This is a genomic window from Puia sp., from assembly GCF_036500295.1.
Lineage (GTDB): Bacteria > Bacteroidota > Bacteroidia > Chitinophagales > Chitinophagaceae > Puia.
Genome location: NZ_DASYCH010000038.1, coordinates 40,093 through 65,160, shown reverse-complemented (window position 1 = coordinate 65,160; position 25,068 = coordinate 40,093). Strand labels below are relative to the sequence as shown.

24 protein-coding genes and 1 pseudogene are annotated in these 25,068 nt (G+C 55.4%); 9 read left to right on the top strand and 16 right to left on the bottom strand.

All coding sequences use genetic code 11. The features are described 5' to 3' along the window. The first annotated feature begins 120 nt into the window (after positions 1–120). The 5 genes and pseudogenes from VGM48_RS07630 to VGM48_RS07610 form a co-directional block, all read left to right on the top strand. Entirely contained in the window at positions 121–360 is a 240-nt protein-coding gene (locus VGM48_RS07630; protein ID WP_331577683.1) for a helix-turn-helix domain-containing protein, read from the top strand. Positions 361–744: 384 nt separating this feature from the next. Beyond that, positions 745–1,359: a DJ-1/PfpI family protein gene (locus tag VGM48_RS07625; RefSeq protein WP_331577681.1), complete on the top strand. Its 615-nt coding sequence runs from the start codon at positions 745–747 to the stop codon at positions 1,357–1,359. 43 nt (positions 1,360–1,402) lie between these two features. Continuing rightward, entirely contained in the window at positions 1,403–2,383 is a 981-nt protein-coding gene (locus VGM48_RS07620) for a hypothetical protein (protein WP_331577680.1), read from the top strand. 12 nt (positions 2,384–2,395) lie between these two features. After that, a complete protein-coding gene (locus VGM48_RS07615; RefSeq protein ID WP_331577678.1) occupies positions 2,396–3,463 on the top strand; it encodes an LLM class flavin-dependent oxidoreductase in 1,068 nt (355 codons plus the stop codon). After that, positions 3,447–4,226: pseudogene (locus tag VGM48_RS07610) on the top strand (cyanophycinase); the annotation flags it as partial. The gene VGM48_RS07615 and the pseudogene VGM48_RS07610, both read left to right, overlap by 17 nt. Positions 4,227–4,272: 46 nt before the next feature. On the opposite strand, the gene VGM48_RS07605 reads toward VGM48_RS07610, so the two are convergent. Next, entirely contained in the window at positions 4,273–4,965 is a 693-nt protein-coding gene (locus VGM48_RS07605) for a sugar transferase (protein ID WP_331577676.1), read from the bottom strand. A 118-nt stretch (positions 4,966–5,083) separates the two neighbouring features. Between VGM48_RS07605 and VGM48_RS07600 the strand changes: the two genes are divergently transcribed. Then, complete coding sequence (locus VGM48_RS07600; RefSeq protein WP_331577674.1) at positions 5,084–6,010, top strand: hypothetical protein; 927 nt, start codon at positions 5,084–5,086, stop codon at positions 6,008–6,010. Here VGM48_RS07600 and VGM48_RS07595 read toward each other — a convergent pair. From VGM48_RS07595 to VGM48_RS07570, 6 genes are all read right to left on the bottom strand, one after another. Then, complete coding sequence (locus VGM48_RS07595; RefSeq protein WP_331577672.1) at positions 5,985–6,809, bottom strand: class I SAM-dependent methyltransferase; 825 nt, start codon at positions 6,807–6,809, stop codon at positions 5,985–5,987. The genes VGM48_RS07600 and VGM48_RS07595 overlap by 26 nt on opposite strands. Continuing rightward, entirely contained in the window at positions 6,799–8,262 is a 1,464-nt protein-coding gene (locus tag VGM48_RS07590) for a radical SAM protein (protein ID WP_331577670.1), read from the bottom strand. The genes VGM48_RS07595 and VGM48_RS07590 overlap by 11 nt, the downstream gene beginning before the upstream one ends. A 76-nt stretch (positions 8,263–8,338) precedes the next feature. Beyond that, the gene (locus tag VGM48_RS07585) at positions 8,339–9,856 is read right to left on the bottom strand and encodes a hypothetical protein (protein ID WP_331577668.1); all 1,518 of its coding nucleotides are present in this window, start codon (positions 9,854–9,856) and stop codon (positions 8,339–8,341) included. After that, the gene (locus VGM48_RS07580) at positions 9,853–10,899 is read right to left on the bottom strand and encodes a radical SAM protein (protein WP_331577666.1); all 1,047 of its coding nucleotides are present in this window, start codon (positions 10,897–10,899) and stop codon (positions 9,853–9,855) included. The genes VGM48_RS07585 and VGM48_RS07580 overlap by 4 nt, the downstream gene beginning before the upstream one ends. A 9-nt stretch (positions 10,900–10,908) precedes the next feature. Next, a complete protein-coding gene (locus tag VGM48_RS07575; protein ID WP_331577664.1) occupies positions 10,909–11,682 on the bottom strand; it encodes a class I SAM-dependent methyltransferase in 774 nt (257 codons plus the stop codon). Positions 11,683–11,757: 75 nt separating this feature from the next. Further along, positions 11,758–13,257, bottom strand: coding sequence for a B12-binding domain-containing radical SAM protein (locus VGM48_RS07570; RefSeq protein WP_331577662.1), 1,500 nt, complete (start codon positions 13,255–13,257; stop codon positions 11,758–11,760). A 73-nt stretch (positions 13,258–13,330) separates the two neighbouring features. On the opposite strand from VGM48_RS07570, the gene VGM48_RS07565 reads away from it, so the two are divergent. Both VGM48_RS07565 and VGM48_RS07560 read left to right on the top strand, forming a co-directional pair. Then, positions 13,331–14,077, top strand: coding sequence for a class I SAM-dependent methyltransferase (locus VGM48_RS07565; protein WP_331577660.1), 747 nt, complete (start codon positions 13,331–13,333; stop codon positions 14,075–14,077). Further along, entirely contained in the window at positions 14,064–15,215 is a 1,152-nt protein-coding gene (locus VGM48_RS07560; RefSeq protein WP_331577658.1) for an amidohydrolase family protein, read from the top strand. The genes VGM48_RS07565 and VGM48_RS07560 overlap by 14 nt, the downstream gene beginning before the upstream one ends. 9 nt (positions 15,216–15,224) lie before the next feature. Here VGM48_RS07560 and VGM48_RS07555 read toward each other — a convergent pair whose 3' ends face one another. Then, positions 15,225–16,172, bottom strand: coding sequence for a hypothetical protein (locus VGM48_RS07555; RefSeq protein ID WP_331577656.1), 948 nt, complete (start codon positions 16,170–16,172; stop codon positions 15,225–15,227). 84 nt (positions 16,173–16,256) lie between these two features. Here VGM48_RS07555 and VGM48_RS07550 point away from each other — a divergent pair, with 84 nt between their 5' ends. Beyond that, complete coding sequence (locus VGM48_RS07550) at positions 16,257–17,834, top strand: glycosyltransferase family 87 protein (RefSeq protein ID WP_331577654.1); 1,578 nt, start codon at positions 16,257–16,259, stop codon at positions 17,832–17,834. Here VGM48_RS07550 and VGM48_RS07545 read toward each other — a convergent pair. Genes VGM48_RS07545 through VGM48_RS07510 form a run of 8 tightly spaced genes read right to left on the bottom strand, consistent with a single transcriptional unit; the run spans position 17,794 to position 25,034 of the window. Next, complete coding sequence (locus tag VGM48_RS07545; protein ID WP_331577652.1) at positions 17,794–18,951, bottom strand: glycosyltransferase family 9 protein; 1,158 nt, start codon at positions 18,949–18,951, stop codon at positions 17,794–17,796. The genes VGM48_RS07550 and VGM48_RS07545 overlap by 41 nt on opposite strands. Further along, positions 18,924–20,642 (bottom strand): ABC transporter ATP-binding protein, encoded by a 1,719-nt coding sequence (locus VGM48_RS07540; RefSeq protein WP_331577650.1) that lies wholly within the window; start codon positions 20,640–20,642, stop codon positions 18,924–18,926. Before VGM48_RS07540 ends, VGM48_RS07545 begins: the two co-directional genes overlap by 28 nt. Next, entirely contained in the window at positions 20,639–21,550 is a 912-nt protein-coding gene (locus VGM48_RS07535) for a DUF5777 family beta-barrel protein (protein WP_331577648.1), read from the bottom strand. Before VGM48_RS07535 ends, VGM48_RS07540 begins: the two co-directional genes overlap by 4 nt. A gap of 19 nt (positions 21,551–21,569) precedes the next feature. After that, positions 21,570–22,118 carry a YceI family protein gene (locus VGM48_RS07530; protein WP_331577646.1) on the bottom strand — a complete coding sequence of 183 codons (549 nt, stop codon included), beginning with the start codon at positions 22,116–22,118 and terminating at the stop codon, positions 21,570–21,572. Positions 22,119–22,140: 22 nt separating this feature from the next. Continuing rightward, the gene (locus tag VGM48_RS07525; RefSeq protein ID WP_331577644.1) at positions 22,141–22,527 is read right to left on the bottom strand and encodes a hypothetical protein; all 387 of its coding nucleotides are present in this window, start codon (positions 22,525–22,527) and stop codon (positions 22,141–22,143) included. 42 nt (positions 22,528–22,569) lie between these two features. Continuing rightward, a complete protein-coding gene (locus tag VGM48_RS07520) occupies positions 22,570–22,989 on the bottom strand; it encodes an OB-fold protein (RefSeq protein WP_331577642.1) in 420 nt (139 codons plus the stop codon). 18 nt (positions 22,990–23,007) lie between these two features. Next, the gene (locus VGM48_RS07515) at positions 23,008–24,471 is read right to left on the bottom strand and encodes a porin family protein (RefSeq protein WP_331577640.1); all 1,464 of its coding nucleotides are present in this window, start codon (positions 24,469–24,471) and stop codon (positions 23,008–23,010) included. Next, positions 24,459–25,034 (bottom strand): sigma-70 family RNA polymerase sigma factor, encoded by a 576-nt coding sequence (locus VGM48_RS07510; RefSeq protein WP_331577638.1) that lies wholly within the window; start codon positions 25,032–25,034, stop codon positions 24,459–24,461. The genes VGM48_RS07515 and VGM48_RS07510 overlap by 13 nt, the downstream gene beginning before the upstream one ends. Between the last annotated feature and the right edge of the window lie 34 nt (positions 25,035–25,068).

Genomic DNA, 25,068 nt, shown 5'->3' with positions numbered 1-25,068 from the left:
TAACTTGACGGTCTATGGCGAATAACAGGGTAATTTTTTATATCCATAATCGGGTGCATCTGCTGGACCTCGCGGGTGCGGTGCAGGCATTTTATGAGGCCGGGGAGTTTGGCCAGTCCTATGAGATATTTTATGTGGGGGGTGAGCGCGCGCCGGTGGCATCTTTTCAAGAGTGCGACGGGTGTTACCGTGGGGCAGTATGTGGAGAAACTGCGGGTGGAGAAGGCGGTTCATATGTTGCGGCAGCGGGTAAAGGTGGCTTCGATACCGCGGCAATGCGGGTTGCAGAGTGCGAATCAGCTACGGTCGCTGGTGAAAAAACATACAGGGCAGCTGCCAAAAGAACTGACGGCACGTTGAGCCGCTGTACGGCGACGCGGGTGAGCGGGTGCGCGGCGACGCGGGTGAGCGGATGCGCGGCGACGCGGGTGAGCGGATGCGCGGTGACGAGATTGTCCTGATCCTTCGCTATTCTGTCCTCCTTTATTCCGGGCTATGCCGGTAGCTTTACGGAAATAATTTACCATGAGGACGTTCCTTTTTCTATGTTGCTGTTTTTTGATGGCGGGCGTGAAGGCGCAGATCCCGGCCGGAAACGGCGAGGGATATTTTTGTACTCTCTGTAATAGTTCCTGTGATACCTTGTTATTTACCAAGCCGGGGGTTTGTTCGCATTGCGGGATGCAGCTTGTGAAACAGACGTATACAGCGCGAAGGGAAATGCTAAAAAAAACCGATAAAAAAATGACGATCGCTTTCTATCTGCAGGACGGCGTGGAGGTGCTGGATTTTGCGGGGCCGATGGAAGTTTTTTCCTATGCAGGATTTAACGTCTTTACGGTTTCCCGAAAGAAGGAACCGATCACGACGCAGGGTATTTTGAAGGTGATGCCGGATTACGGCATCGAGGATGCGCCGCCGGCCGATATCCTGGCTTTTTTTGGGGGGAATGCGGGGCCGTCTTCGGTTGATCCGGCGGTGATGGCCTGGATCCACGGGCGGCTGCCGGCGACGCAGTATTTCTTTTCGGTGTGTACGGGTGCGTTTATCCTGGGGAAGGCGGGTATCCTGGACAGTCTGAGTGCGACGACCTTTCATTTGAGTATCGAATCATTGCGGACGCTTTTGCCAAAGACGAAGGTTTTGGCGAATGTCCGGTTTGTGGATAATGGGCATGTAATCACGACGGCCGGTATTTCTGCGGGGATAGACGGGGCACTGCATCTTGTGGCCCGGTTAAAGGGGGATGAAGTGGCGCGCCAGGTGGCGGCGTATATGGAATATGATAAGTGGGTTCCTAATCAAGGACTGGTGGTGGGCGGTCCCAAACAGGGAATTGTGGCGGGGTCTAAGAATTAAATTAGCGCTTCGGGAGACTTTCTTTTTGGGTTATATTTGCCCTATGTCACCTATAGCTATTTACCACGAACATCCCGATTGGTTCAAGCCGCTTTTTGAAGAGCTGACCAACCGGGGCATCCCGTATACCCGGCTAAATCCGGCGGCTCATCAGTTCGCCATCGAGGCGCCGGCGCCCGATTATTCCCTGTTCTTCAACCGTATGAGTCCTTCGGCTTATCTGCGGGATGGGATCCAGGGGATCTTTTACACGCTTAACTATCTCCGTCAGCTGGAATACCTCGGCATCCCGACGGTCAACGGCTATAAGGCCTTTGTCAATGAGACGTCGAAGGCGCTGCAGCTCGAGCTGATGCAGTCGCTGGGGATCAAGTATCCCAAGGCCCATGTCGTCAACCATCCATCGCAGTTGGTTGCGGCTGCGGAAGGGCTGCGTTTCCCCGTTGTCGTCAAAGCGAATATCGGCGGCAGCGGTGCGGGCATCACGAAGTATGCGACGCTGGAAGACCTTAGAGATGCGGTAGCCCGGGGCGGGATGGATTTCGGCGTCGATCATACGGCGTTGCTGCAGGAGTTTATCCCGGCGCGCGGCGGGTATATCACCCGGGTAGAAACGCTGGGCGGGAAATTCCTTTATGCCATTCGGGTATACCTTACGGGTGATACGTTTAACCTCTGTCCGGCCGATATCTGTCAGACCAATGCGGGTGTGGAGCTGGTTCGGAATGCCTGTGCGATCGAAGCACCGAAGAACGGGCTGAAGGTGGAAGGCTATACGCCGCCGCCCGCGGTTATCAAGGCTGTAGAGACGCTTGTTCAGCAATCGGGTATCGATGTCGGCGGTATCGAGTATATCATCGATGACCGGGATGGGGAGTTGTTGTACTACGATGTGAATGCGTTGTCGAATTTTGTGGCCGATGCGGTGAATGTGATCGGATTCAATCCCCATCAGCGGCTGGTGGATTATTTGGAAAAACGCGCCGGTGTCCGAAAGGGAGAAGCGCTTATGAGTCACGCTTAAAACCCCTTCATCATGCGATATGGATACTGGATGCCTGTTTTTGGCGGCTGGCTGCGAAATGTGGAAGACGAGAGTATGCAGCCGACCTGGGATTATGTAAAGAGACTGGCGATGAGGAGCGAGGAGATCGGATTTGATCTCTCGCTGATCGCCGAACTTAACCTGAATGATATCAAGGGGGAGCGGGCGCCGTCGCTCGATGCCTGGTCTACGGCTGCTGCGTTGGCTGCCGTGACGCAGAAACAGGAGTTGATGGTTGCCGTGCGGCCGACGTTTCACAATCCCGCGTTGCTGGCGAAGCAGGCGGCGAATATCGATCATATCAGCGGGGGCCGGCTTTCTTTGAATGTCGTGTCTTCGTGGTGGCGCGATGAGGCTACCAAGTATGGGGTTGGTTTTGAACAACATGATGACCGGTATGCACGGACGGCGGAATGGCTGACGGTGCTGAATGGGGTCTGGCAGGAAGACGGTTTCAGCTTTAACGGAAAATACTACCGGGTAGACAACAACACCTTGCAACCCAAGCCTGTTTCGCGACCGAGGCCTGCGCTCTATGCGGGGGGTGAATCGGAGACGGCGAAGGATCTTATCTCGAGTACCTGTGACGGTTATGTTATGCATGGGGACGAGCCGGCTACCATCGGCAAGCGGATCAGGGATATGCGGGAACGGCGGGAGAAGAAGGGTTTGCCGCCGATGCAATATGGGGTGGCTGCTTACAGCATCATCCGCAGCAGCGATGCCGAGGTGAAGAAGGAGCTGTCACGGATAACGAATGTACAGCCGGGCAGCGCCGGTTACAATAATTATCAGCAATGGCTGGCGGGGACGCAGCTGGAGCAGAAGGTTTCGCTGGAGGACTATTCCGTCTCCAACCGTGGGCTTCGTTCGGGGCTTGTCGGGACCGCTGCGCAGGTGGAGGACCGCATTGCGGCTTTTGAAGAGGAGGGAGTTGATTTCTTTTTGTTGCAGTGCAGTCCGCAGTTGGAGGAGATGGAAAGATTTGCGGATACCATTATCAGCGCCGATCATCTCAGCGGTATGGCAAAAAATACCGCCGATGATCAGCGCATTTAATAATTGGCCTTCGGCCGACGGGCCCGTGGCCCGTCTTAGAACTCGTATAAAAATGAAATATATAATATTAGTGGTGAGCATGGCCTTCGGCCATGCTTCTTTTTGTCAGCAGGGACCCATAACGGTCAAGGCGGGAGAGACGGCACATGGACCGGAGAAGGGGTCGCTGCTGATCATTGGCGGCAATGTCGGCTCGACGGCAGCCATCTGGAATACCTTTACCGAGCTGGCCGGTGGAAGGGAAAAGGCGCATATCGTGGTGATCACGGCGGCTTCGGGCGACAGCGCGGCCTATGATACGGCTGATGTGAACGAGGTCCGGCGGCAGACCGGGATCGCGGATGTGGTGTTGATGCACACCCACGATCTTAAAATGGCCAACAGCGAGGCGTTTATCGCGCCGTTAAAGCGGGCGACCGGCGTGTATTTTGTCGGTGGAAGACAATGGCGGATAGCCGATTGTTATCTGAATACGCTGACGCACCAGGCATTTTTCGATGTGTTGAAGCGGGGTGGCGTTATTGCGGGAAGTTCGGCGGGGGCCTCGATCCAGGGATCCTTTTTGTGGCGCGGCGATACGAAGGGGGCGGATGTGCTTATCGGGGATCACACCCAGGGGCTTGGCTTTCTGAAGAACTCGGCTATCGATCAGCATGTGTTGCGACGTAACCGGCAGTTCGACCTGCTCACACTGATCGAGAAGGCGCCGCAGTTGATCGGTATCGGGTTGGATGAGGCGACGGCGGTGCTTGTACAACGCGACACCTTACAGGTGATCGGCAAGTCCTATGTCGCTATTTATGGTGGTGTCAGTGGGACCGGCGGGGCGAATGGAGCCGTCGCACCAAAGCCTTTCGTTTTCCTAAGTGCAGGACAGAAATTTGATCTGAAGGAGCGGAGGCCGATTCCCGCGGCACGTCGGGTCGCCGGCGGAGAAGAAGATTGAGAAAGGTGCTCCAGAGTATCTTCATATCGAGGACGAGACTTCCATTTCTTACGTAGTGATCATCCCAGTAATAGCGCTGGAGCAAGGTATCCCGATGGCACACGATGCCATGCAATCCTTTTGACTGGGCCATCCCGGTTATCCCGGGTTTTACCTGCTCCCGCAAGCCGGGATCGGGGATTATCATGGCAAACCGATGGCAGTCGGAAGGCATATAGGGCCTTGGGCCTACGAGGCTCATCGAGCCCAGGAATACATTAAAAAATTGCGGGAGTTCGTCAAGATGGGAGAGCCGGAGCCAGCTACCCAGTGGAGTGATACGGCCATCGCCTCCTGCCACCGGGTGCTGGTCGGCATGTTGATTAACAACCATGCTCCGCAACTTAAAACAACGAAAAAGTTTACCGGCCTTCCCTACCCTTTTCTGGACGAAGAACACGGGACCCGGGGAATCCCTTTTTATCATCCAGGCTAATATCGGCAACAGCCAACTCAGGACACCCAGGATCACCAGGGTGGAAATGAGGAGGTCGAAGGCTCTTTTCAGGATAACCATTGTAAGTCAAAACGCAGCAATTTTAGCGTCGGTTGCCCCGGGGAAAGGGGTAGGCCGCGACCTGCGGGAATGCGACGGGACAAGCAACCGATGCCGCCGGGACCGCGTTCTTTTCTCTATGGTAGTACGATCGAGCATTTTGAAGACACTGGCCTATTTCGATCTTTTCAGCTATCCTCTGGCTATCGAGGATGTCTGCTGGTTTCTCGAAGTGGAGGCCACTCAGGAAGAGGTCAGGCAGGAGTTGGAGACGATGGTTCATGAGGGTCGGGTGTTCCGGTCGGGACCTTTTTATTCGTTGCAAAACGAGCCCGGGCTTGCGGCCCGGCGACTGCGGGGTGAAGCGCATGCGGATGAACTGCTGGTCATCGCCAACAAGGGCGCCAGGCTGCTTTACCGGTTTCCCTTTGTCCGGGCGGTTTGTATCTCGGGCTCTTTGTCCAAGCGATGCGCCGATGAGAAGGCCGATATCGATTATTTTATCATCACCATGGCAAACCGGATCTGGATCGCGCGGACCCTGCTGCATCTTTTTAAGAAGCTGACCTATCTGCGGGGGCATCAGCATAGGTATTGCATGAACTATTTTATCGACGAGGAGGCCCTCGAGGTAAAAGAGAAGAATATTTTCACCGCCATCGAGTTGCTCACCCTCATGCCGGTTTGCGGCAACGGTGGCCTTGTAAAATTCTTCCAGGCCAATAACTGGGCGAGCCAGTATCTTCCCCATTACAATGACCGGCCGCGGGAAGTGCCCGGTGAGCATCGGCCGCCGTGGTTGAAGCGGACGATCGAGCGGTTGTTCGATCACCGATTGGGTGACCGGCTGGAAAACTATCTGCGCGGGCTCACCGACAGCCGCTGGCAGAAGAAGACCGAGCGGGGCGAGGTCAACATGAAGGGGGAGGCGATGACCCTGCAATGCGGACAACATTTCAGCCGGCCTAATCCCGAGATCTTCCAGCAACGGATCCTCAATAGATATCACCGTCGCGTGAAAGAAGTTATTGCCGAGCGGGTCACGCCTGCTTGCGAAAAGAAATAATATAATAGTCGCCGATACTCCGCCAGGGCCATTTATCCCGCCATTTATTCTCTCTGGCCCGGAGAAGGTTCCAGGCAACGGGATGTTTCTCCGCAAAGTGTTCGATATAGGATGGCGGAACGATGGTGCACAGTCCTTCCAGTTTTACTTGTTGAAAAGAACCGCTCAACTCCCGTCTCACAAAAGACGGAGAGTAATACCAGCACCGGAAATGAACGCCTTCCACGTGTGCCGGAGCGCCTTTGCGGCCGCTTAGCATCCGGCGGAAAGCCGTTTTGAATTTTCCCCTGAACAGCATTGCGGTCTCCCAGAGACTGAAGCGGGGCAGGATGACGAGGGTTACGAGGCCGCCGGGTTTTACCAGGGGTGCAAAGGAGTGGAGCACCTTGTCTAATTCCCGGGTGCAATTGAGACCGGCGAAGTTGGAGAAGATGCAATCATAAGGTCCTTTGTCGGAAAGATTTGCCAGATCGGTGAAGGATCGAAGTTCGGTGGATATGATGCCGTCGAGGTGTTGCGCCCTCACTTTCTCGCGCAGCCGGGCCTGCATCCCTTCGGCGATGTCGGTGGCGTGTACGCGATGCCCCTCGCGGGCAAAGAAGATAGCGTCCGTGCCGGTGCCGGAGTTGAGTTCGAGGATCGTGCTGCCGGGAGCCAGGAGACTCAGCACATGGGTTCTTACGCGTTGCCGTTTATAATGGATGATCGTATTTCCGGCGTCATATTCGTCGAAGACCAGGGCCTGCCGGCTAAAGGCCGCAGCCACTTCTTTTTCATTGGTCCGGTCACTAGTTACCATGTTCCAGTTTTTTCAGTTTCTGCCGGGCGATGATCGCCGCGGGAAGCTGGTAGATGATCGAAGCTGCCAGGCGAAAATTTTGTTTTGTTAACCGGGCGGGGCGGAGCAACAGCTGACCGATCTGGCGGAGGGCCAGATGCCAGCCATAGCTGCGGTGTACGTAGCGATGCAGTTGCTTATAGAATGCGGGTGGGTAGGTGTTGCGGAACATGAGTTTTAGCTCGTCGGAGTCGGTCCAGTTGGTCTTCTCGCTCAGCTCGGACTTTACCCGATCGTAAAAAACGGTGCCGGGTAAGGGATAGGAGACGGAGATCCCGAGGCTGTCGGGCAGCAGATGGTTGATCATCTTTATGGTCATTGCGATGTCTTCCTTTGTCTCGCCGGGGTAGCCGAACTGGATGAAGAAGGAGGGCCGGATGCCGTGTTCGCGGAGCAGGCGGGTTGCTTCGCCGATCTGGTTCACTGTGGTGCCTTTGTCCATGGCATCGAGGATCTTTTGTGAACCGCTTTCCGCGCCCATCCAGCTGTTCTCGCAGCCCGCGCGGGCGAGGGCCTTTACATAGTTCTCCTGCAGGAGGAGATCGGCGCGGGACTGGATCTTGAATTTGAAGCGAAGGCCCTCTTTTTCTACGAGGTCGGCGAAATCGTTGACCCAGCCGGGCTTCAGTCCGAAGATATCATCGCACATCCAGATGTGATCGAACCGGTAGCGTTCTTTCAGCATCCTTATCTCGCTTACCACGTGCCAGGGTGAGCGGGCATTGTAGCGGTTGCCATAGATGGGTTTTGCGCACCAGTTGCATTTGAAGGGGCAGCCGCGGGTTGTGCTGACATTCAGCGAGAAGTAGCCGTGGTGTTCCATCCAGATGCGGCGGTATTGTTCGATGTCCACCAGGTCCCATGCGGGGAGAGGCAGGTGGTCAAGGTCTTTCATCACTTTTCGTGCGGCTGTCTGCACGGGCAGGCCCTGCTGTTTAAAGGCGAGGCCGCTGATCCCCTGAAATTTGTCATCGCCGTTGCGGATGGCCGTTACCAGTTGGAGAAGCGTTTCTTCGCCTTCGCCGAGGAGGACGAAGTCGGCGCCTTTTTCGAGATAGGACGCGTAGTGATCGGTGGAGTCCGAACTGCTGACGATGACGATGCACCCCTGCTGATGGGCCATCTGGATCATCCGAAATGCGGCATTGCGCATGTTGGTGAGGCACATTTTTGTCAGGTAGTTGAACCCATCGTCATAGACGATAAAGAAATCGGGGCGTTTTGTCTCCAGATGCGGCGCGAGGGATTCGGGGCTCTCCACAAACATCGTGTCGAACAGCGAGACCTTGTATCCCTGTTCGCGCATGAGGGCGGCGGCGCCGATGGTGGCGAGAGGAGGATAAGGTTGGCCTGTTGCCCATTGCTTTGGATCAAAACGCATGAAATAGCTATGCGAGAAAAGAAGCTTATCCATGCTGGAATAAACGCAGGATTCGGGACAGGGGATGCCTGGGAGGGGGGCTGCTTTTGGTATGGGAGGCTGTTGATTATCAGTGGGTATCCACCTGGTAGACATAATAATTCTCGCCCTGGATGCTATTCTCGAAGGAGCGAAGCGGCGTCAATTGAAAATGAGGGCTTTCTGTATTTGTCAACGGGCGGTTGGCCACCAGGATGAACCGGGTGAGCTGCCGGAGGGCGGGCCATTGGGCGAGTTCTTCGGCGATGGAGGGCCGGGGATAGGGGAACCAGGACTTTTTCCAGACGCAGAAACTGCCTTCCGCGCCGGTGGTGAGATAGAAGACCTTGCCCTGCAGATAGGCGCAGAGCATGGGTCCCGAGTTGTAGCCGTCGACGACGATCTTTTCCCCCGGAGGCAGGCTTTGCAGATAGCGGACGGTGTTGCGGGATTGGGAGAAGGGCCGGGTAAGGTCCTGTTCGAAGGCAAACCAGCCGATGATGAGCTGGAGGCCGATGATGCCGTAAAGCAGGGCGCGGAAAAAGAAAGGCGTGTCTGCCAGGGCATCGGGCCGGCCTTTGGCGGCGAGCCAGCAGGCTACGAGGAAGAAAATAAACACCATTCCAAAGTATCGGGCGGCCGTCATTTGGGTGACGTCGAAGAACAGGAGGAGCAGCCCGGCGCAGGCATAGTAGAAGAGCAGGGCCTTGCGCGCTCTGTGCAGGAAGAGGGCCGGGAAGGTCAGCAGGAGGAGAAAGAGGGCGATGCCGATGATGCGGCCGGTCCGTTCTTCGCTGAGCCAGTAATGATTCCAGAAGCGGCCCCCGAGGGTGGCGGGGATGGGGAGCCATCCTCTGACCAGGCCGAAGGCGGCAAAGCTGAAATTGCCGGCGGAAAGGAATTTATCGGGTTTTACGGGGGTGAGGTTGACATTGTCCACCTGGGGGACGCGGGCCTGTATGAGGGCGCAGGCAAATGCGAGGAGGAAGATGCCGGTAAAGACCAGGAAGGGGCGGGTCAGGAGTTTTTTTTGCCCGGCGTATTCCAGGAAGAGAAAGCCATAGAGGCCGATGGCGGCGAAGGTGAAGAACACATGTGTATTGCACATCAGCAGGATGAGGAAGCCGAGCGGGAGAAGGGGGCGGGAGGTCCTGCCGGTTGTCGCGGTGGGACTGCCGGCGGTGTTGAGCAGGGCGCAGGCGATGAACAGGAAGAGGATACCGAGTGCGTAGTTCCGGCTCAGAAGATTGTATTCGAAGAGCAGATAGTATCCGAAGAGGACGCCGATCTTGACGGGTAGGGAAAAGGGGGCATACCGGAGAAAGACGAAGGCGACGGAGACGGAGATGAGTCCCTGCAGGACCTGCATGGCGACGGGATTTGTCGTGAGCGTATGGGTAATAATGAAGAGCAGGGTATGCCAGAGGCGGGGATGGCCGTCAAACCGGGCATTGTTATAGAGATCGATCCAGGATGTGCTGTCGCGGGCCAGCAGGAAGTGATGGGCTTCGTCGAGGAACAACTCGTGGGCGCGGAGGCCGAGCGTGGTGAGAAGGGTGTAGATCGCGAGTACCGGTCCTACCCGGCGCCAGGAAAGCGTAGGGGTCATAGCCGGGCGCGGGGTGGAAGGTTAAGGTAACAGACGCATTTCCGGCAGGTGTCGTTCGTATCCATATCGAGCGACCGTCTGAAGGCGATGGCTTCGGGGCTATTGAGTATCCCGGGCAGGGACTGATCGTGGATGTTTCCCATGGGTGGGAGGAAGAAGCAGGGACGCACGGTGCCGTCGGCTTCTATCACGGTGGAGACCCAGGGGGCGTTGCATCGCTTGTAGGGGAAGGGGTTCCGGCCGTAGGATGCGGTATAGTACTCCCCTATCCTGCGGAGTTTTGCAGGGGGCTCGGCGATGAAGCGGTTCTCGAACAGCGGTGCATATTTTTTGATGACGGTTTCCAGTACATCGAGCAGTTCGGGCAGTTGGTCTTCGGACGGAAGGATCTCGTGTTGTCTTGGTTCGTCCCAGGGGTTTGTGCGGTTGAATGCTTCGCTGGTGACGTCGGCGGGTAGGAAGCTGATCTGGTTAAGGCCCAGTTCTTCTGCTGCGTCGATGATGGCGGGCCACTGCCGGAAGTTGAGGCGGTGGATGACGGTGCGGGCGGTGACGCGAAAATCCGGGCGCCGGGCATGGAGTTGCAGAATGCCCTGTTTCATCTTGCGGAAGGCGCCGGGGATATTGCGAATGGTATCGTGCAGTTCTTCGTCGCCGTCGAGGGAGACGATGATATCGCTGATATATTCAAGGATGTTGTCGACATGCCGGCCGATGGCCAGACCGGTGGAGAGCAGGGTGATGCGGATGTTCTCTTTTTTCAGGATGGCGCAAAGCCGGAAGAAGTTGGGGTTGAGGAGGGCTTCGCCGCCGGACATGAGCACCTGTTGGGTGCCGTAGCGGCGCAGGCTATCGATCAGGCCTTCGACATCCTTCTCGGTAAGTTGTTTGAGATTGTGGTTGCCTTTCCAGATATCGCACATCACGCATTTGCAGTTGCAGGCGCTATGGGGCATGAGAATGACGATCGGCAGGGCGGTTATTTTGCCTGTTTGCAATGTACGATAACGCTGAAATGTATGAAGCAGCGGTGGGACCTGCATGTGTTTATGTCAATTATTCGTGATGCGGATCCAGGGGTGCTGATTCCTGTTCTTCAAAAACCGGTGGCGGAAGTCTTTAGGGTTATACAATACGGTGTAACGGAAGGACCGGAGATCATCAAAGGTATGATGAAAATAGTAATCGGCCATTTCGGGATAGCCAAAAGAAGTATAATAAGCGAGGGTCCGTCTTTCTTCGAACTTCACCTCTTCCTGTTTACAGAAGGGGGTATCGAGGATATGGATCTCTCCGCCGCGTTTCAGATGGGAAAGGCAGAGATGAAGGATCTTTTTTGCCGAGGGGAAATGTTCGAGGGTGGCGGCGAAGATGATGAAGTCGAAGCTCCGTTCTTCGAGCAGGCCCGAGCGGATATCGCCATGGATGAAGCGAAGATTGGGGTCGTTGCTGAAGACACGCGCGGCCTGTTGCAATTCGGTGAAGTTGATATCGGCCCCGATGACCGTCGAGCCGGGGATCTCTGCCAGCTGATGGGTGAGCCAGCCATTTCCACAGCCTATTTCGAGGATTTCGAGGTCGGCTTTCCGCCGGGAGAGATGGCGGACGAGGCGGCGGGCAGATTGTTTTCTGAGTTCCCATTCTTTGCTACGGGGATGGGCGGGGGCAATCTCGGGCAGATGCACCAATTCGTCATCGGTATAAAGCCGGCTTTCCAGTGCCCGGACCTGGATGTATTTCTTTTCGAAAAGAATCTCTCGCAGCCGGGTGTGGCCCTGAACTTGAATATTGGTTAGTATGGAGGAGTCCGGAAGATACATTTTCATACGATTTTAGCGTGGCATCAAGGTGAACGACATAATAAACGTTGTTTTTTTGTTAAAGGATGCCCGGGGAACGTGTTAAAATCCCTGGATCTCAGGCTGGCGATAATGCCAGAGCCGATGCAGGAGTTTTATTTCATAGGGGTATTTATATAGGTTTGTTTTATATCGTAAAGCAGCAACAGTATGAATGAGTTTGCGTTTCACGGCGCTGAGGCGGATATCGGATACCGTCGGATAGTAGCCGTTCAGGACGGTTTCGAAATTTCGGATCTTGTCGATCATTTCCGGGGTGAGCCAGGGGGTGAGGGGATTCTTGCGCAGGTCGAAGTTCTCCCATTGGGGGCTGATCCAGTCCTCGAGCTTTTCGGGGAATTTGAACCCTGATTCCTGGCTTTTTTTGAATAGTTCGGACCCTTCGGTGGGTACGGGGCTATAGGTATAGATAACGATCTCCGTGTCGGGATTGATGGACTTTATCTCTTTTATGAAGGCGATATCCTGTTCGATATACTGCATTACTTTTTCCGGGGATTCGGCCGGGGTCCCCAACACGAAGGAGTATTCGGGGATGATGTCGAACTTTTTCATCCGGGCGGCGAAGGCCCGGATCTGGGCGCCCGACTGGGTACCGCCTTTATCCATTTTTTTCAGGATCTCGTCGTTGCCGGTCTCGGCGCCGAAGAAGATCATCTTGCAACCCGACTCGCGCATCAGGGCGAGGGTCTCGTCCTTGTATTTATCGATGGTATCTATGCGGCCTTCGCCCCACCAGATCATGTTGTCGTTTTTGATCATGCGGGAGAATTCCGCGGTCCGTTTTTCGGATACGAAGAAATTGTTGTCGTGAAACTCGATGGAGTCGGCGCCCCATTTATCCTTTATATAACGGACATCGGTATAGACCTGGCCGGCGGCTTTTGCCTTCCAGCGGGCTTCGTAGATGGGCACGACGGCGCAGAAGCTGCAGGTGAAGGGGCAGCCCATGCTCGAGTGATAAGCGAGCGTGCGGTTGCCGAGATAGGTCTTCCCGAGATATTTCTCAAGGGAATAGAACCTGTCGAGCCGGTCGTAGGGAAGTGGGGGCAGGGTGGATTGATCGATGAGGTCTTCCTTCGGGGTTTTTATGATCTTGCCGTCGCGATGGTAGATAAGATTTTTTATCAGCTCGTAAGGCTGGTTCTTTTCGAGCGCATCGATCAGGGCGGGGAAGGCGTGGTCGCCGGGGCCGTTTATCACGAAGTCGACATAACCGCTTTTGAGCACGACCTTTTGCTGGTTGGTGGCGAAGTAGCCGCCCCAGATCATGACGGTGCCCGGGAATTCTTCGCGAATGCGGATGGCGAACGGAATGGCCTCTTTTAGCTGAGGGCCGGGCATGACGGTAAAGCCGACATATTTGAATTCGCCGGTGGCGAGAAGGGACCTTATTTTGCTCCAGGGATCGGTCTCTCTGTTGCCATCAACGATCACCCAGTCGTATCTGCCTTCCACAGAAGCGGCCACCTGTAAGATGGAGTTAGGTACCCTGAACTTGTAAGTAGCACTTCTCGGATTGAATAACAATATCTTACACATAAATTTATCCGTACTTAGATTTTATCCCTTTCCAGGCATCCTGCAAGAATAAACGTCCGTTTTATAGGAAAGGATGCCTATACTACGCAAAATCAAAGACAGCCTCCGATCTGCCCGGCAGAAGGAGACCGAACCGGCCGCAGCCTATGACATTTGGGCGCTAAGCTATGACCATCAACCTGATAACCTAATGCTGGCATTAGACGAGGGAATCTGTACGGACCTTTTTCGCCGGGTGGCCATCAGTGGCCGGGTGGTGGCCGATATCGGCTGCGGGACGGGCCGGCATTGGAAGAAATTATTTGCTTATCGGCCCGCCCGGTTGGTGGGTTATGACGTATCCTCCGGCATGCTGGATATATTAAGAAAGAAGTACCCGCAGGCCGAAACCTATCTGCTCCAGGGCGGGCTTTTGGCCGATCTGCCGGCTGGGAGTGCCGACCTTGTCATTTCGACGCTGACGATCGCGCATATCCCCGATATCGTGGCGGCCCTGAAGGAATGGAACCGGGTATTAAAGCCGGGTGGGGAGATGATCATCACGGATTATCATCCGGCTGCGCTGTCCAAGGGTGGTCAGCGGACCTTTCGGGAGGCGGGAAAGACCATCGCGATCCGTAATCATGTCTATCCGATAAAGAAGATCCGGGCTATCGCCGGAAGGCTTGGTCTGCAGGAGGTGACTGTAATAGAAAAAAAGATCGATGAGACGATGAAACCGTACTATGAAAAACAGCAGGCATTGGCAACTTATCAGCGGTTCCAGGGTGTTCCCATCATCTATGGTATTCACCTAAAGAAATCCAATGTGGCTGACTAATCTGCGTTTACCCGGTGAAGGGACGGCGACCGATATCCTTGTGGAAGGGCAATCGATCGTCGAGATGCGCTCTCGGGCGAAAGGGAGTCCGCAGGGACTTTCCTTTGACGGTGCGCTTGTTTTTCCCGGGCTTATCAATTCACACGACCATCTTGACTTCAACCTCTTCCCTGCCCTGGCCAACCGGATCTATACCAATTACCGGGATTGGGGTGTGGATATCCATACGGTGAACAAGGGGGCGATCAATGCCGTGCTGCAGATCCCGCTGCATCTGCGGGTGATGTGGGGGATGTATAAGAACCTCCTCAACGGGTTTACCACCGTGGTCAATCACGGGGAACGGTTACCGATACCTTCCGGGCTTATCAGCATCTTCCAGGACTGTCATTGTCTGCATTCCGTTGGGTTCGAGAAGAACTGGCGATGGAAGCTGAACCGGCCCTTACGGGATAACCATCCTTTTGTCCTGCATGCCGGTGAGGGAACGGATGCGCTTGCCGGTGAGGAGATCGGGCAATTACTTCGGTGGAATATTTTCGGCCGGCCGCTGGTCGGGGTGCATGGGGTTGCGATGACCGAGCAGCAGGCGGAGGGCTTCCGGGCGCTGGTCTGGTGTCCCTCCTCGAATTATTTTTTGCTGGACCGGACGGCGCCGGTGGGGCGGTTAAAGGAAAAGGTGTCCATCCTATTCGGGACCGACAGTACGCTGACGGCGGATTGGAACAGCTGGCAGCAGATCAGACAGGCGCGCCGGGAGCGGGCCATGACGGATCAGGAATTGTTCTCGACGCTGACCAGTACGCCCGCGGCGGTCTGGGGGCTGGGTGACCGGGGTCAACTCGCGCCGGGGAAAACGGCCGATCTCGTGATCGCGAAGTCTGGTGAAGGTCTTTCGGGTATGGATGCCTTTTATGGGCTGGATCCCGAAGACCTGTTGCTGGTATTGCATCAGGGGCGGATCCTGCTGTTCGATGTGAGCATCCGGGATATCCTGATGGCGGCGGGGATGGGTGACCTGGATTTCGACTTTACGCGTTGCGGGCAAAAATATATCGTCGGTGATGTTCCGGGGCTGATGGCGGAGATCAGGCGGTATTATCCGGCGGTCCGGTTTCCCGAGATGCTTGGCAATTAGCAGTGCTACTCAGGGGATGATGGGATAATTGAGCCCTTTATGCTTCAGATAGAGGAAGTGCAGGAAATGGATATGGTGCAGGCGGGGAGTTGCGGGTTTGAGCAGCACGTCTTCTTTCCATTGTCCGCAGAGCAGCATATGACTTCCGAGGTCGAGCGTCTTGTCGATGGTGATCTCTTTGTAGCTTTCGACCCATTCGGGAACCTGGAATCCGAAATTCCGGGTGGGGAGGGTTGCAAAGGGCAGTTCGTTGAGCGGTGGCGGTGCGGCGCTGTGATTACGTCCCAGGGAATAGATGAGGGGTTTGTATCTGGCCGGGGCTTCGGCGACGACGATCTTGCGGATATCCATGATCTTTTTCAGGACCTGGTTGGAGTGGCGCATGCCCAGCAGATAGCGGCCGGAGGTTTTTATGTCCGCCAGGAGGTCCATCGGAAAAATATAGTTATAATTGCCTTCGAGTTGGAAGGAGATGATCCTGACCCTTCGCGGATAGGTATAGGCGGCGGCAACGGCTTTCAGGCGCTGGAAATCGACGCCGGGCTTTTTATAGAACTTCCGGTAGAGCAGCCGGGCCCGGAGACCGTCGATGTGATGGATGGTCGAGGACTGGACCCGGAAGAGAAAGAGGTTGCCGTTGTTCTCCACGAGGCGGTCGACGTAGTCGAGTTTCAGAATGCCCAGGGCATGATGGCCGACGGTGTCGGGGGATGAGGCGGGATCGTCACGGAAATAGAGGGTATAGGAACCGGAGGTTGGGATCGGTTGTTCCGACCAGATGCCGATGATCCGGGGGTCGAGGCCCAGCAGCCATTGATTGCGGGTGACGTCCAGCAACTGATCATCCGTCCGCAGATAGACCTTTTCCCGGACGTTGTCGTCGACACCGATGGTCAGGAAGTCCCTGATGACCGATTCACCGGATAACAGCTTGCCAAATGCGACGCCGAGTTTCATAAATAGTTCTTTATTAAGGATGCAATAGTTTACCCTGGAAGCCTAAGCATCCTTTATTATAAAACGCCCGTTCTCTTTTAAAGGATGCCTGCAAAAATAAGATTCCTCTATTTCCTACCGCTACTCTTCCTTTTTGGATATGGGTTGAAGCATAGTCTGTCCGTTCCGCCTTCCGATTTTGCCGCGTATTATGCGGGCAGCAGGGAGATCGTCCATGGCCGGTGGGCCAATGCTTATCATCTGGGGCCTTTGAATGCGGCGATCAGCGCGGACGGGTATAGCGGGGTTTTTGTATCGTATGCGCCTTTCCCACCGTTCACAGCATTTTTTTTCGCGCCATTTCTTCTCGTTTCGATGGGCGCCGCCAAGATCGTGTTCAATATCCTTTCCTGCGCGGTGTTTCTTGTGACCCTGTGGCGTTGCAGCCGGGCTTTTTCCATCCCGCCGGTGCTGATCCTTATCATGCCGGTGGTATTCTATATACCGATCCTGAACAATCTAGCCTTTGGTCAGGCCTATCTGATCCTTTGCTGTCTCTTACTCGAGGGCTGGCTGGCTTACCGGGAAGAACGGGTGGTGGCTGCGGCGCTGTTTTGGGGTCTGGCCATTCTTTTCAAGCTTACGCCGGGCTTTCTTTTCCTATTCCTGGTCCTTCGCCGGAAATGGCGTCAGGCGGCGGTGCTGGCGGCGGTATGCGGCATTTTGTTATGGGTGAGCCTGAGCGTCACGGGATTTGGTGCGTGGCGGATCTATCTTTCGGATATCGTGTCTAAAATGGGAAGGGGGGAGTTGAACGATTCCTTTACTTATATTTTCCAGTCGGCATTCATGTTATTCAAGCGGGTGTTTTTGTATGACGGTCTGCTGAACCCGCACCCGGCGTATTTCCACCCGTATCTGTTCGTGTTTTGCATGGCATTGTTCAAGGCGTTGATCCTGGCGCCGGTGATCCTGGCGACGGTCAGGGGCCGGGACGAGTTCTTTTCCTTTGGATTGTGGATCGCCGCGACCCTGCTTGTCTCGCCTAACGGCAGCAGTTATTCGCTGATCCTGTTGCTGATCCCGTTGTGGGCGCTGGTTCCTGAAGGCCGGGTGAGGGTTGTTGTCGCGTTGTTGCTCCTTGGGTTGGCGGGGACGATCGCCGTGAGCCGGTGGGGCGGCTATCCCGTCTGGCTGCAGTTTCCCCGGCTGTATCTTCTATTGGGATTTTTTGGCTTACTGGTGGCGACCGCCGGCCGGCTCCGTGATGCCTGGCTCGCGGGCGCGCTGGTCCTTGTATTTTTTGTCCTTGATATCCGGGGATATACCCATACCCGGGAGGACGGCCAATATGTATTATCGCAGGAGAAGCACCTCTACCTCTATGACTATGCGGTGAAAGACCACCGGCTGGCGTATTTCTTCCAGGACGACCGGGGGAAGGGCGAGGAAGTGACGGATATTCCGGCCGGCCGGCTGACGGAGGAGGGTTTGGAGCTGCGGAACAATCAGATCTACTATCGGGGGTCGCCGGTTACCGCTTCGCGGGACTGGAAAGAAAAGCCGCGGTTGCTCGACGGAGAGACCATTCTTTACCTCTCGGACCAGAACCGGGGTGTGGGCTTCTATACGCTGCGGAAGATCAGTCTAAGTTCTTTAGGAGTTGCCGGATCTTCCCGATGATGATGGCGGAGGGAATATTCTTCATGCAGAAATTATTACCGCCGCAGGGAAGGGGATGATAGCGATGGACGCAGGGGGAGCAGGGTGTTTTCGAGTAATAATAGAGATGGTGGTCCTGTTCGGCAGCGGGTATCTTCCAATAATTTTCCGGGTTGGTGGGGCCCCATACCGACACCGTGGGCAGGCCCAGTTTACGGGCGATGTGGAGGGGTCCGCTGTCGATCGTCACCAGGCAAACTCCCTGATCGCGGAGGAAGCTGTAGTAGGCCGGGAAGTCTTCGGCCCTGCCGGCATAGTTGACGATGCGTCGCTCCAGGCGGTGCAGCTCGGGGGTCTCGCTGATCAGGGTGTCGATCTTTTCTTTGTCGGCAGCCGTCCCCAGCAGGGCGAGGTCATAAGCCGTGTTCTCGAGTATCCACCGGCATATTTCGGAGATCGTTTTATCGGGCAGCTTGCGTTCGTTAGCGAGGTTGCTGCAGGTGTTATTCAGGATGATATAGGATTTGTCGAGGTGACCGTGTCTGGTGACGGGTATTGGGGTGGGCAATGGGCCGCCGGTGACTTCCCGGGCCATCTGCGAGTAGTTGTCTTCGAGAAAGGCTTCCTGGTCGAAGGCGATGTTGTGGGTGTTGAGGTATTTGCGAAAGAGCACCGGGGCCAGGGAGAATCCAAAGCGATTCCGGGCGAGGGTCATCAGGGCAAAGACGGTGGTCAGTTTGGAATAGACCTCGAGGTCGATGACCCAGAGGTTTCGCCATCTCCAGCATCTTACCAGGAAGCGCAGGACGTCGCCGGCGGTGGTGGTGAGGCGGTTGGTATTCACCACATGGATCTCGTCGAACAGTTCGAAGGGGGTGATGCCGGCCGCGATATTCGCGTCGGTGAGCAGGATGAGCCGGGCGCCGGGATAGCGTGTTCGCATGGCCGTGATGGCGTCGGAAGCGACGATGAGGCTGCCGAGGCCCATCAGTTTTATAAATAGGATGCGGCGGGGCGGCTCTTTTGCGGAATGATCACGGCGCAGCGTGATCCCGAGCAGCCGGGTGAAGGGCATGAGGAGCCCTATCAGCGCATAGCCGACGAAATAATCTATTTTTTGTTTGACGCGTACTTCCACGATATCTCCTCATTTTGACTGACCTGGCTTTGTTCGTCGAGGGAGAGGGTCACATTACACCAGGACAGACTTTGTTTGTTGTGGGTGATCATGACGATCATCCTGCCCGCTTCGGCGAGCCGGGCAAAGCGACTGAGCAGGATCTCCTCTGAGGCTTCGTCCAACTCGCTAAAGGGTTCATCCAGGAGGATCAGGTCGGCCTCCTTGTACAGGGCCCGGGCCAGGGCGATGCGCTGCCGTTGGCCGCCGGAAATATTCTTGCCGTTCTCGGTGATCCGGGCATGGAGTCCACCCGGGAGTTTATCGATCACGGTGTCGAGACCGGTCACTGTTACGGCGGCTTGCAGCCTTTCTTCGTCGTAGTTGTTCTCATCGAGGGTGATATTCACCAATATCGTATCGTGCAGGATAAACGGCTGCTGTTTTACGTAGGCGATGCGGGGCCAATGACCCTGACGCTGTGCGGGGGAGGCGGGACTGCCGTTGATGACCACTTCTCCCCTATCCTGGGTGATGAATCCCAAAAGGATATTCAGGAGGGTGGTCTTGCCTTTGCCGGAGTCCCCATAGATGCCGAGGAAATCGCCGGGATTTACCTGCAGGTTGATGTCATCGAGAATTTTGTGATCTCCATATTGAAAGGCAATCTGCCGGCAGGCGACCGACCGGATGGGTTCCACCGTGGTGGGCTCGGGCTTATGGGTTTTGTCTTTGTCGGCCAGCAGGCCGTTAACGGTAAACTCATAGGTCTTCATCTGGCCGGTGATATTGAGCAGCCGGGCGACGCCGGGGATGACCTTATAGGCGGCGGCGAGAAAGGCACCGAGGGTCACGAAGCCCGCGGCATGGGAGGTCCCGGAAAAATGACCGATGGCGATGAGCGCCAGCAGGCCGAACACGGCGAAAACCTCGGCCAGGCGGGAGGGGGCACCCTGGATCGACTGCACGGTTGCCAGGTGCCGGTTAAGGATGGTCTGGGCGTCGCCGTAGCGGTTGGCGAAGAATTCCTTCCTGTTAAAGAGGCCGCTTTCCACATACGAGGCGATCGACTCCTGGAGATGCTGCCACATGATGTCGCGGCTGGATTTTATGAATGTCCGTGCGGCGTGGAGTTTTCTTTTTGTCAGCCAGGCGGTGATGATCATCGGCGGCAGCAGGAGGAGCAGGAGCAGGAGGAACAACTTTGCGTTGAACAGCAGTACGGCCACGATGGTCATCACGATGAGCGTGCCTTCCGTCATTCCCTGCTGATAGCCGTTGAGGATAAACTGACAGAATTCGATGGGTTGCTGGGCGATCTTCAATACGTGCTTCGCGGAATCCGTGTGGGCGTATTGGGTGTAGTCGCCTTCCAGGTATAGCAGGAGGTTGCGATGGGAGATGCGGGAGGCCACGTCATAGCGGAAACGGGCCTGGGCGGTATAGATCCAAAAGCTGAGGGCATTCTTTATCGTAAAGATGCCGAAGAAGGCGGCGATGGGCCAGAGGGAGGACCGGTCGGTGAACCATGCCGGCAGGAAGCGCAGCTTTGTCGACGAGGCGTCATCCGCATACAGGTGGATGACGAAGAGCAGCAGGGCGAGAAAGGCGATGTCGGCGATGCTGGTGAGGATATCCAGGAGCATAAGACCGTTGAGCCGCCGCCTTTCGGCGGCGGTCAGGACGGCGTATATTTTCCGGATGATCTTCAAAGAGCGGTCTTTTTATTGTTCGACTTTTTTAGATTGAAATTCCTGGAGATGTTGAAACCAAAGTAGATATCGCCTTTACCCCAGGTGCCCGTGGTCTGTGTCAGGTACTGGGTGGCCAGCATGCTTTGGGAATTGCTGAACACGAGTTGGAAGACGTGGCCGCCGGTCTCGATATCCCAGCCGAGGGACAGGGAGTTGTGGACGGTGGTGGAGACGACCTGGTTCTTTGGAACGATATCGTATTCGGCGTTGATGCTCATCCGGCGGGTGATCTTCATCCGGCCACCCAGCCCGAGGGCGAAGACATCGTTTTTGTCGGCGACGGTGGGGACGAGATTATAATGCACATAGGTGGGGGTCACCTGCAGGGAGAGGGAACTGCTTAACTTACGGGCGATCAGGAGTTCGCCCGAGTAGGCCGTACGGTATTTTGCGTTGAGATACGGTTTCCCGATGTCGTTCTGTGTATAGTTGGTGATGGTACCGAGGAGGTCGACGGTGAAGGGCATCTGGGGGCCTTCGGTTTGTTTGAGCAGTTTGTATTTCAGATAGCCGTCAAAAGTCTTGAGATAGCTGCTGCGGCCGACGCCTACGGACAGATCGTCGGTGATGCCGTAGTCGAGACCGAGGCGGAGGGTGGCGTTGTCGAGGCCGAAAAAGTTATATGCCCCGCTGTTCAGCTGACCGAAACGGTGCTGGATCACGAAGTTCAGATTGCCGTTTGCCGGGGATTCGACCGTTTGGGCGTTGATGATGTGTTCCGCCTTGAAGGTGCCGCGGATATAGGTCTTGCCTTTATGCGTAGACATGGAGTCGTTGAGCATATTGAGCAGGGTGCTGTCCTGGGCCTGGAGACGGCCGGCGAGAGCGATGCCTATTAAGAGGGGGAGAATTCTTTTGTTAGCCATGATGTTTTTTTTTGGTCAGTTATTTTCCGATGCAGTCGATATTTACCTTCACCGCGATCTCCTTATCGATCTTATCACGGACGAGGGAAGGGATGCTGATGTTGAAGTCTTCGGGTTTTAGTTTGAAGTCCGCCACGCCGATGAGGTGGCCGTTCTTCACTTCGATGGTGGCCGGGATCTCGATGGGTTTTGTGACGTTGTGAAGATTAAGATTCCCTTTTACGGTTACTTTGTAGGAGCCGTCCTTGTTGAGGGGGACGTCGCCGGTGAAGGCGCCGGTGAAATTCGCTTTTGGATACTTATCGCTTTCGACATAGTTCTCGTTGAAGTGTTCCTGCATGAGCTCTTTGGTGAAGATAAATCCTTTGAGCAGGAGGGAGAAGGCGATGTTCTTTTTACCGCCGTCGATGATGGCGTATACCTGGTTGTTCTCGGCCTTGATATCCTCGAGGGCGGTCTTTGAATAGAAGCCGACAAAGCCGGTGCGGGTGGAATACAGTTGGCTATAGCCGGTGAGCGGATGGATCAGTGAAAGGCAAAGGACGGCGGAGATCGCGAGTAATTTCATACAAAATTCGTTTTTTGGGGGATCAATTATTTTTTGCGCCCTGGTTGACCCAGGCCACGAAGGTGAATATTTCACAGTCCGGGAGTTTGGGCAGCCCGTAGGGCATTCCGACATATCCCGGTGCGTGTGTTACATTGCCGACCAGATAGCCATTGTCTGCATACACTTTGAGGGCGGTATAGGTACTCAGATTGATACCGCCGCTGCCGGCGGTGTTCCCCTGGCCGTGGCAGTTGTAGCAGATGCTTTGCAGGATGGGAACGATCTGCTGAGAATAGCTTACGTTCAGCGTATCACAGGGGATGGTGCTGCCTGCCAGTTTGTCTTCGCTTTGCTTGGAGCAGCCGGCGAGATAGAGGACTACGCCGCTAACGAGCAGGGCTGCCAGAAGGAATTTTCGTTGCATCATTGTTCTGTTATTTGTGTTCTGGTGTTGTTATAGGTTATCCGATCATTTTGTGGGTACGCAGTCGACGAGGGATACGTCCATGAGGAAGCCGGTGCAGCGGCCTTTTAGGGTGACCAGATCGCCGGTCCTGGGTTCGGGGTCGACTTTTGTGCCGGCGAAGAGCTGGCAATTGATGCCGCCGCCGCCGGCCTGGGTGGAGAGGATCCAGATGATCGAGTTACCGCTGTGCTGGATCTCGGTGAGATGGCCGGTTACGGCTATCACTTTTCCCAGGTATTTCTGGTCGGAGGCGTGTTCGTCCGCCTGGTATTGATGATAGAGGGTATCGCCACTGATGGTCACGTCAGTGGACTGGCCTGCGGCGCTTTGATGTGGTTTGTCAAATTGATGCCATCCCCAGGCTCCGGCGGCCAGTACGATCACAAGAATGCTTATCCAAATAATGGTTCGTCTTTTACGCATGTGTTGTTAGTTATTTTTTTACCAGAGTCGCCTTGTGATACCGATGTTGATACCGGTGCTCATGATCGGCAGTTTGCCCGTTCCTATGCCGCTGAGGGGCACTCTCACATATGGCTCTATTCGCAGGTTGCCTACGTTTCCAAGCCGCTGTTCAAAACCGACGCTGGCGCCGACGATGGAGAACGGGTAGTGGGAGGGCTTTTTCAGGTCCCAGCTACTGTTCCAGGTACGAGGGCCGGCGTATTTGTAGGCATAGGTATAGTCTTCGCGACTCATCAGATAGGTGGAGAGGCCTGCGGTTGCAAACCAGCGGGTCTTTCCTGCCGGGTTAAAATTATAGCGTACGTTGAGCGGGATCTCCCACATGTAGCAGGTTCCGTCGACGTTGAGCAGTTGAGAATTGGGTGGTACGTAAACTTTTTCGGTGTTGAAGTATTCTCCTTCGGTGTAATATCTTTTCCGATCGACATAGGCTCCGGTCTCGATGGCCCAGCGGTCGTTGAATGCGTAGCCGACGAGGATGCCGAGGGTGCTGCCGACGCCTTTTGTCGATTGGAATTTCACCATGCTGAGGTCCGGCGCGCCGAGGATCCCTGCATATAAATACGAAGATTTATGCCTGGGGGATGCTTGTTTCTTTGCGCTATCTTTTTGTATAATTGGCGCTTTTACGTCGACGGTGAGGTGGTAGGCGCTGCTGGTGAGCGCGCGGGATTGGTTGATGGGGGAGCTGCGGAGGGAGAAGGCCGCGGCGACCGGGTTGGCCGCGTTCGCGGTTGCCCTCGCGGTTGCGGTTTCGTTCGCGGTTGCGTTCGCGACCGCGTTCCCTTCGGCGGTGTTCGTTTGGGTGGGTGCAGCGGATACGTTGGGCCGGACCGGGACATCCCCGCCGGTGCTGCGGATTCCCTTACCTTGGCTTTTTGGATTGGTGGAGGTAACCATCCCAGGCACCTTACGGGGTATCCCGGCACCGGCCTGGCCCGCGGAGGTGGCGGGTGCGGACGCGGTTGCGTTGGGAGTGGCTCGTGGTGCGCGTGTAGCTCCTGGTGCGGACGCTTTGGGTGCTGCGCCTGGTGTGGCGGAGGTGGCTCCTGCTGTGCCTGCGGCTGTTGTTGCGCCTGTGGCTCCTGGTGCGGGCGCGGTCGCGCCTGGGGCGTTTGTGCTGCCGGCGGGGACCTTTGCGGCGTCGGCGTTTGCGCTGGTTGCGGTGCTGGTTTTGGTTACGGTGGCGGGGCCGGCGGGGCCGGTGGGGTGTGCCAAATAGTAGCCGATGCCGGCGAGGGGCAACAGCAGGAACAACCAAAAGAATCTTCTTCTGCGGCGTTTGTCTGTGTTGTCGGCATCGTCGGGCGTGTCGGGAGATGGATCTCTTTCGAGGGCAGCGGCCATCTTGTCCCAATCGGAACTGGCTGTCCTCAGCGGGTATTTGTCGGACGCCCGCCGAAAAAGATCATCAAAGTCGGTGTCCTTTAGATTTGACATAAAATTTTTTCACTGTTTTCTGCGGTCAAAGCCTTTTGCAAATGCACTCGGGCCTTGGATAGGTTAGATTTCGAGGTTCCGGTTGTTATTCCAAGCATCTTCGCTATTTCGGGATGGGAATATCCCTCGATAACGTGAAGGTTGAACACGACGCGATAGGCCGGGGGCAGGTCTTTTACCAATGCGATCAGCTCCTTGTAGAGGATCGTATTGTCGGAAGATTGCCCGTCGTCCTTATGTTCCCAAACATGCTCCGGGATGGGATAGCTTTGGGTGTTGTTCATTTCCCGCCGCATATAGTCGATGGCTGCGTTGATCACTACCCTTCTGATCCAGCCGATGAGCAGCATCTCCACTTTTTCTTTATCACGCACTTCGAAACGGCTGAAATTCTTGAACATCTTCAGAAAAGCATCGTGGGTAACTTCTGTTGCCTGCTCGTAAGTATTGACATAACGAAAGGCAATTTTCAGACACAGGCCATAGTATTGCTCGTACAGCTGCTTTTGGGACTGTCGATCCTGCTGGGCACAGCCTGCAATTATATGAAGTAGTTTTTCCAAATGTAGATTACTTACGTAGCTGTCTTCTAATGTG